Below are 8,908 nucleotides of genomic sequence, written 5' to 3' on the forward strand. Positions count from 1 at the left end.
GCCGGCCGGGACGCCGGGCGGTTCACTGGCCGGTGGTGCCGAGGACCGAGCCGAGGGCCGAGGTCAGCTCGCGGACCGTGGCCGCATCGAAGAGCAGCTCGATGTCGAGCTCGCAGCCGAGTTCCGCCTCCAGCCGGGAGAGCAGGCGCAGGGCGCGCAGCGAGTCGCCGCCCAGTTCGAAGAAGTCGTCGTCCGGACCGACCTCCGGCACTGCCAGGACTTCACGGAACAGCCGGGTCACCAGCGCCTCGTGATCCGCCGCCACGGCGGGCCGGCCGGTCGGCGCGGGCTCGGTGGTGGACTTCGCCGGGGTGGCCAGGGCGAGCAGGTCGGTCTTGCCCGCCGGGGTGAGCGGCAGCTCGGTGAGGACGGTGACCGCTTCGGGGACCATGTACGAGGGCAGCGAGCGGCGCAGCTCGGCCTGGAGCCCGAGGGCGTCGAACGGGGCTCCCCGTTCGGCGGGCACCACCCAGGCGACCAGGCGGTCCTCCCGTTCGGCGACCGCGGCGCCCGCCACCGCGGGCAGGGCGAGCAGCGCCTGCTCGATCTCGCCGGGCTCGATCCGGTATCCGCGCAGCTTGAGCTGGCGGTCCATCCGGCCGAGCAGCTCGATCCGGCCGTCGGGCAGGCGGCGGGCGTGGTCGCCGGTGCGGTACATCCGGCCGCCCGTGAACGGGTCGGTGACGAACCGTTCCGCCGTCAGCTCGGGCCGCCGCCAGTAGCCCTGGGCGACGCCGTCGCCGCCGATGCACAGTTCGCCGACGCAGCCGACCGGCAGCAGCCGGCCGTCCACGGTGTCCAGGACGTGCAGCACGGTGTTGGAGATCGGGCGGCCGACGGTGACCCGGGTGGTGTCGGCGGTGATCGGCTCGACGCTGGAGTACACGGTGGTCTCCGTCGGCCCGTACATGTTCCACACCGAGGAGCCGCGCTCGGCCAGTGGCGCGGCCAGGTCCGCCGGGAAGGCCTCGCCGCAGCTGTAGAGCCGGGGCCGCCCGGCGCCCTGCCAGCCGGACTCCAGCAGCGCCCGGTAGCGGGAGGGGGTGGCCTGCACCGCGGTGATGCCGTGCTCCACGGTGTAGCGGTCGAGCTCCCGGCGGCTCAGCCCGAGGGTCTGGCCGCCGACGTGGACCGTCCCGCCGACCGCGAGCGGCACCAGCAGTTCGGCGAGCGAGGTGTCGAAGCTGAGCGTGGTGAGGGCGAGGAAGCGGGTGTCGCCGTCCAGGCCCGGGTGACGGCGGGCCAGGCTGTCCACCAGGTTCGCCAGCGCCCGGTGGCCGACGGCGACGCCCTTGGGGCGGCCGGTGGAGCCCGAGGTGAAGATCAGGTAGGCGAGTCCTTCCGGATCGGCGCCCGGGAGATCGTCGGCGGCCGGGGAGGGCGAGAGGTCCACGGCGGCGAGGTCGACGACGGTGCCGTCCCAGCCGGCCAGTGCGGGCACTCCGGTCGCGTCGACGAGCACCACGGCCGGCGCGGCGTCCTCCAGGACGAGGCCGATCCGCTCCACCGGGTGGGTCGGGTCGAGCGGGACGAACGCGGCCCCGGCCCGGGCGACCGCCAGCGTTGCGGTCACCAGGTCCACGCAGCGGCCCAGGCAGATGCCCACCCGGTCCCCCGGCCGCACCCCGTGGTCGGCCAGCCACCGGGCGAGGGCGTCCGCCCGCAGGTCCAACTCCCGGTAGCTGTACCGGGTCTGCGGGTCGATCACGGCCGGATGGTCGGGCCGGCTGCGGACCGCCTCGTCGATCAGCCCGGCGAGCAGGGTCGGCGGCTCGCTGCGGTCGACCTCGGTTCCGTTCCAGGTGTCCAGCTGCCGGGCGCGGGTCTCCTCGGTGACGTCCAGCAGCTCCCCGACGGTACGGCCGGGTTCGGTGGCGAACCGGGTCAGCACGGCGACGACGTGGTCGAGCAGCGCCCGCGCCTCCTCCGGGGTGATCCGGCCGGCGTCCACCACCGCCTGCAGCTGCATTTCCGCGGCGGCCCGGACGACCAGGGTGACCGGGTAGTTGGTCCGGGTCTCGTAGCGGACGTCGCTGACCGTGACCGCGCCGTGGGAGAGCACCGCCTCCGTCCGGTCCGGGTAGTTCTCGACCACCACGACGGTGTCGAACAGCGGCACGCCGGGGGCCGTCTCGGCCCAGCGCTGGATGTCGGTCAGCGGGGTGTGCTGGTGGTCCAGCACGGGGTGACGGGTGGCGGCGTGGCCGGCCAGCCAGGCGTCGCCCGGCAGGTCCCGGTCGATCCGCACCCGCACCGGGACGGTGTTGATGAACATCCCGAGCATCTGCTCGGCGCGGTCGAGGCCGACCGGGCGTCCGGAGACGGTCACGCCGACCACCACGTCGTCGCGGCCGGAGTGACGGGCGACCGTTCCCGCCCAGGCCGCCTCGACCAGGCCGCTGAGCGTGGTGGCGTTGGCGGCGGCCAGGCGCCGGAGCGCGGTGAGGGTCTCGGCGGGCAGTTCCGCCCGGACGGTCCGGAACTCGCCGGACGGCTTGGCGCCCGGGTGCATCCCGGGCAGGGTCAGTGCCGCCGGCTCGCGATAGCCCGCCAGGTAGCCGGTCCAGAACTCGCGGTCGCGCTCCGGCTCCTGACGGCCCAGCCAGGCGATGTACTCGCGGAAGGCGGGCGGCGCGGGCAGCTCGGCCGTGTCGCCGGACAGCCCGGCGGTGACCTCGGCCAGCAGCAGGGCGGCGGACCAGCCGTCCAGCAGCAGGTGGTGGTACGTCCACACCACCAGGTGCTCGCCGGGCAGGCGCAGCACCAGCAGCCGCATCAGCGGCGGCCGGGTCAGGTCGAAGCGCTCGCGGGCCCGCTGCTCCAACTCCTCGGCGACGGCCGCCGCGCGGGCCGCGTCGTCCAGGCCGGTCAGGTCGCGGAACTCGATCGGCAGGTCCGCCTTCGGCAGCACCACCTGGTGCGGGGTGCGGATCCGCTCCCGGACGAAGGCCGTGCGCAGCACCGGGTGCCGGGCGATCGCCCGCTGCCAGGCGGCGCCCAGTACGGCGACGTCCAGCTCGCCGTGCACCCGGAAGGTGGTCAGCTCGACGTAGAGGCCGTGCTCGGGGGAGGTGGTGCTGTGGTAGAGCATCCCCTCCTGGGTGGGCGAGAGGGGGTAGATGTCCTCGATGTCGTTCACTTGGTGTCCTCTCCTGACCGGAACAGGGCGAATACCCGGGCCAGGTCGTCTTCGCTGAGATCCGCGTCCGAGAAGGCCTCGCGCGGCCCCGGTGCGGGGGCCGGGTCGGATCCGGCGGGAGCGGTGGGCGGGGCGGGGGTGTCGGGCGCGGGCGCGGCGGCCGGTTCGCGGTCCGTGCGGAGCCGGGCGGCGAGCTGCCCGACGGTGGGGTGGGCGAAGAGGTCGCCGGGGGAGACGGCCAGCCCGAGCCGCTGGAGCTCACCGGTGATCTGGACGATCAGCAGGGAGTCGCCGCCGAGCTCGAACAGGCTGTCGTCCGGGCCGATGTCGGGCACCCCGAGCAGTCGGGACCAGACCGCGGCGATCCGCTCCTCCAGCTCCTCGGGCGCGGTCGGCCCGGGCTCCGGCGGCGCGGTGGCCGCCGGGGCGGTGCGGGTGGCGCCCGGGGCGGTCGCGGTGGTGGCGCGGGGGCTGACCAGCACGTGCGGGAGGTGACGGTTGGCCAGGATCCGGTCGAAGGCCAGCAGGCCCTCGCGCGTCGGGATGCCGCCCCGCTCGGCGGCGGCACCGGCGGTACCGGCGGTACCGGCCGTCACACCTGTGCCGTCCGGGCCGGGCGCCGGGGCCGGGCGCAACACGAAGCCCTCGACGATCACGCTCGGCGTGCCGTCCGGCCCGGCGACGGTGACGTCGACGACCAGGGTGCCGCCCGCCCCGGCCGCCCCGGGGCGGCGGACCACCCGGACCACCGCGTCGGGGCCGAGCGGGCCGAGCACCACCAGCCGCCGGTAGGCCACCGGCAGGTGGCTGCCGGTCCGGGCGGTGACCGCCCCGGTGGCGGTGTCCAGCAGCGCGGGGTGCAGCGGGTGTGCGGCCAGGTCGCCGTGGAAGCGCTCGGGCAGCTGCAGCCGCAGCATCGCCTCGGGCGCGTCCCCGTCGGTGCCCTCGCGGACCTCCAGCAGGCTCTCCCAACGCGGTCCGGTGCGTAGCCCGCTGGCCCCGGCGGGCTCCCGGCCGGCGGCCGGGGCGACGGGGGCGCAGCGGCCCGCGAGCGCGTCGAGGTCGAGGCGCTCGGGGGAGCCGCCGCGGTACGGCGCGATCCGGCCCTGGGCGTGCGGCCTGGACGGCGCGGCGCTGGAGCGGACCTCCCACAGGTGCCCGCCCTCGGGCGCCGGACGCAGCCGCAGGGTGACCTGCGGCGGCTGGTCGGCGGGCAGCCGCAGCGGGTGGGTGAAGACCGCGTCCAGTTCGACCGGACCGTCCCCGAGCGTCAACCGGTGCCCGGCGACGGCGAGTTCGAGTAGTGCGGTGCCGGGCAGCACCGGGACGTCGCCGATCCGGTGCTCCGCGGCCGGCCACTCGGTCTGCTCCGCGCGGCGCAGCCGCAGCTCCACAGTGCCGTCCGGCTCGGTGCGGCGGGCGTCGAACAGGGCGTCGTCCAGTGCCTCGCCGCCGTCGAGCCAGTCCCGCAGCCCGGAGCGGACCGCCATGCCGGTCTGCGACCAGCGGTCCCAGCCGATCGACACGGCCGCCGGGCTGCCGGTGGCGAAGCTGTCCAGGAAGGCGTTGGCCCCGGTGTAGTCGGCCTGGCCGACCGCGCCGGTGACCGTGAGCGCCGAGGAGCAGAGCACCAGCAGCGGCCGGTCCCGGGCCGTCAGCCGCTCCAGCAGGACGGTGCCGAGGACCTTGGGGGCGAGCACCCGGGCCATCTCCTCGGGCCCGCGCAGGGCGGCCACACCGCCACCGGGCACCCCGGCGGCGTGCACTACCCCGGCGAGGGGGCCGTACGCGGCCCGGACGGCGTCGAGGGCGGTGGCCAGCGCGGCCTCGTCGGTGACGTCGGCCTGGACGAGGCAGAGCCGGGCGCCGTGGGCGGTCAGCCCGGCGAGCGCCTCGGCCAGCTCCGGCGGGCAGTTCCGCGCCGGAGCGGAGCCCGCGGGCCGCACGCTGTGCCAGCCGTCGCCGTCGGGGACGGCGCGGCGGGTCAGCAGCACGAGGGTCCGCGCGGGGTCCTCGGCGAGCCGGCCGGCCACGGCCAGGCCGATCCCGCCGAGACCGCCGGTGACCAGCCACGGGCCCGCGGGCAGCGCGCGCTGCGGGGCGTCCGGGTCGGTGAGCACGGGCCGGTCCGGGGCGGGCACCAGGTGGGCCCGGCCGCGGACCGCGGTGAGCGGCGCGGGCGCGAGCTCGGAGCACAGCCGGGCCACCACCGTGTCGGCGGCCAGGGCGAGTTCGGCGGGCTCCCGGGTGGGGCAGTCCAGGTCGAGCGCCTCGGCGGTGAGGCCGGGCACCTCCTGCGGCAGCACCCGGACGGCGCCGAGCCCGGCGGCGGCCTGCGGGGTGCGGGCGGGCTGCCCGTTGACCCCGTGGGCGGCGTCGGTGACCAGCAGCATCCGCAGCGGCCGGCCCGGGAAGGCCTCGCCCAGGGCGCGGGCCAGCTGGACCGGGACGGTCAGCGCGCGCAGGGCTCCCTCGGTGGCCCGGCCGGGGGTGGCCCGCTCCAGCGGCGGCTCGTCCAGGGCCCAGCAGGAGACCACGGCGTCCGGCGGGGTGCCGCGCCCGGCCAGGGCGGCGGCCAGCGCGGAGTGCGCGGCGGCGTCGGCGGGGTCGAGGGTGAGCGCGTTCGTCTCCTCGGCGGCCGCTCCGTCGGCGGCCCGGACCACGGTGACGGCGGCGCCGGCCGCGGTGAGCCGCTCGGCGACCGGCCCGGCGAGCCCGGCGTCGTCGGCGAGCAGCAGCACCGAGGCCGGGACGGGCCCGGTGCCGACCGGCGGGAGGGCGGGGGTCCAGAACAGGACGTGCAGCCAGGAGTCCACCCCCTCGGCGGCCGGGACCGGCGCCGGGGCGGCGGGCCCGGCGGGGGCAGCGGGCGGCGCGCTGTCCTCGGCCGGTTCGAACCAGTGCCGGACCGGCTCGAACGGGTAGCCCGGCAGCGAGGCGTGCCGACGCCCGGCCCGCTCGCCGAGGGCCGACCAGTCGAGCTCGGCGCCGCGCTCCCACAGCCGGCCCAGCGCGGTGAGCCGGGCGGGCGGCGGCGTCCCGTCGGTGGCCGTGTCCAGGGTGGGCAGGGCCGGCCGGTCGGTGCGCAGGGTCCGCACGGCGAAGCCGGTCAGGCCCCGGCCGGGGCCGAGCTCCAGCAGCGGGCCGTCGCCCGGCAGGGCGGCGAGCGCGTCGGCGAAGCGCACGGTGTGGCGCAGCTGGCGCGCCCAGTACTCCGGAGAGACGGCCTCTTCGGCGGTCAGTTCACGCCCGGTCAGGCCGGAGACCACGGGCAGGGCCGGGGCCTGCGCCGGGACGCCCGCCACCAGCCGGGCGAACTCGGCCAGCAGCGGCTCGGCGTCCCGGGTGTGGAAGGCGTGCCGGACGGCCAGCGGCCGGGCGGAGACGCCGCGCGCGGCCAGGCGTTCGGCCAGCCGGGCCACCGCCCCGGGGGTGCCGGCCGCGACGCAGCGGTCGGGGGCGTTGACGGCGGCGAGCTCCGGGCCCTCGGGGTCGTCCAGCAGCGCGCGCAGCTCCGCCTCGGGCAGCGGGACGCTCAGCATCGCGCCGGGCGCCATGGTGCCCATGAGCCGGCCGCGCTCGGCCACCAGCCGGGCGGCGCCGGGCAGTTCGAAGACCCCGGCGGCGCAGGCGGCCGCGAACTCGCCGACGCTGTGGCCGGCCAGCGCGACCGGCCGCAGGCCGAGCGCCGTCCACCACGCGGTGAGCGCGTACTCCACCGCGAACAGGGCCGGCTGGGCGACCTCGGTCCGGTCGAACAGGTCCGCGTGGGCCGGGTCGAGCAGCAGCGCGCGCAGCGGCGCGGCCGTCCACGGGCGCAGGGCGTCCAGGCCGCGGTCGAGCGCGGCGCGGAAGACCGGTTCGGCGCGGTACGGCTCCGCGGCCATGCCGGGGCGGCCGGCGCCCTGGCCGGGGTACAGGAAGGCGACCTCCCGGCCGGTGGCGGCGGCCCGGACCGGGCGGGAGCGCAGCTGCTCCCCGGGTCCGGTCAGGACGGTGCGCCGCCACGGGTGGTGCCTGCGCCGGGTCTGCAGGGTGAACGCGGCGTCGGCGGCCGCGGGCGCGGCCGGTCCGGCCAGTGCCGCGTCGAGCCGCTCGGTGGCCCGGTCGAGCGCCGCCTCGGTGCGGGCGGACACCGGCAGCAGCTCCCACCCGCCGGCCGGCCCGGCGGGCGCGGCGGGCAGTGGGGGAGCGTCCTGGAGGACCAGGTGGGCGTTGGTGCCGCCGATGCCGAAGGAGCTGACCCCGGCGACCCGGGTGCCGTCCGCGCCGGTCCACGGCTCGGCCTCGGTGAGCACCCGGAACAGGCGGGGGTCCAGCTCGGGGCTGGGGCTCTCGAAGTGGACGGTCGGCAGCAGCGTGCGGTGCTGCAGCGCGAGCACCGTCTTGATCAGCCCGGCCATCCCGGCGCAGGTGTCCAGGTGGCCGACGTTGGACTTGACCGCGCCGAGCACCCGGCGGGAGTCCGGCGCGTCGCCGAACACCCGGGCCAGCGCGGCGAGTTCGATCCGGTCGCCGAGGGCCGTCGCGGTGCCGTGCGCCTCGACGCAGGAGACCTCGCCGGGCGAGACCCCGGCCACCGACTGGGCCGCGGTGATCACCCGGACCTGGCCGTCCAGGCTCGGCGCGGTGAAGCCGACCTTGCGGTTGCCGTCGTTGTTGACCGCCGAACCGAGCAGGACGGCCCGGACGGTGTCGCCGTCGGCGACCGCGTCGGCCAGCCGCTTGAGCACCACCACGCCGACGCCGCTGCCGAAGACCGTGCCGGTCGCCGTGGCGTCGAAGGGGCGGCAGTGCCCGTCGGCGGAGAGGATCCCGCCCTCGGCGTGCAGGTAGCCGAGCCCCTGGCCGACCCCGGCGGAGACGGCCCCGGCCAGCGCCACGTCGCACTCGCCGCTCAGCAGCGCCTCGGCCGCCAGGTGGACGGCGACCAGGGCGGAGGAGCAGGCGCTCTGCACGCTCAGGCTGGGGCCGGTCAGGCCGAGTCGGTAGGAGGTCTGGGTGGCGAGGTAGTCCTTGTCGCCCGCGGCCAGCCACTGGACCTCGGCGCGGTCCGCCAAGTGTGCGGCGCGGGGCAGCAGTTGGTGGGTCAGGTAGGAGTTGAAGCCGGCCGAGGCGTAGACCCCGACGCCGCCCTCGACCCCGTCGGTCGGCTGGCCGGCGTCCTCCAGTGCGGTGACCGCGCACTGCAGGAACAGTCGGTGCTGGGGGTCCATCAGCTCGGCGTCCCGGGGCGGGATGCCGAAGTACTCGGCGTCGAACTCGGCCAGGCCCTCCAGGACGCCGCCGGCGCCCACGAACCGCGGGTCGGCCAGCCGTTCGGCCGGGACGCCCAGGGCGGCCAGCTCGTCGGGGGTGCGGAAGGTGATGTTCTCCCGGCCCGCGACCAGGTCGGCCCAGAAGGTCCCGGCGTCGGGGGCGCCGGGGAACCGGCAGGCAAGGCCGGTGACGGCGATCGCGTCCGGCAGGTCCGGCGCTGCGGTGGCCGGCCCCTCGGGGGCGTGGGTGGACATCGGACTGTTCTCCTCACAGGTGGTCATCGACGCGGCTCGGTGGGTCGGCGGGGGGGGCGGGGCGGGGGGCCCCGCCCCCCCCCCCCCCCGCCCGGGGCGCCGGGGGGGGGGGGGGCGGGGCCGGCCGGGCGGGGGGCGGGGCGGCGCGGCGGGGGGGGGGGGGGGGGGCCCCCCCCCCCCCGCCCCCGGGGGGGGGGGGGGGGGGGGGGGGGGGGGGGGGGGGGGGGGGGGGCCCGGCCCCCCCCCCCCCCCCCCC

Annotated in this window: 2 protein-coding genes; both read right to left on the reverse strand. The window is 78.0% G+C overall.

The annotated features are described in order from the left end of the window. Positions 1–22: 22 nt before the first annotated feature. The gene (locus ACZ51D_RS19735) at positions 23–3,139 is read right to left on the reverse strand and encodes a non-ribosomal peptide synthetase (RefSeq protein WP_465663057.1); all 3,117 of its coding nucleotides are present in this window, start codon (positions 3,137–3,139) and stop codon (positions 23–25) included. Beyond that, positions 3,136–8,652, reverse strand: coding sequence for a type I polyketide synthase (locus ACZ51D_RS19740; RefSeq protein ID WP_465663059.1), 5,517 nt, complete (start codon positions 8,650–8,652; stop codon positions 3,136–3,138). Before ACZ51D_RS19740 ends, ACZ51D_RS19735 begins: the two co-directional genes overlap by 4 nt. Positions 8,653–8,908 lie beyond the last annotated feature (256 nt).

Source organism: Kitasatospora sp. NPDC033851 (assembly GCF_055576085.1).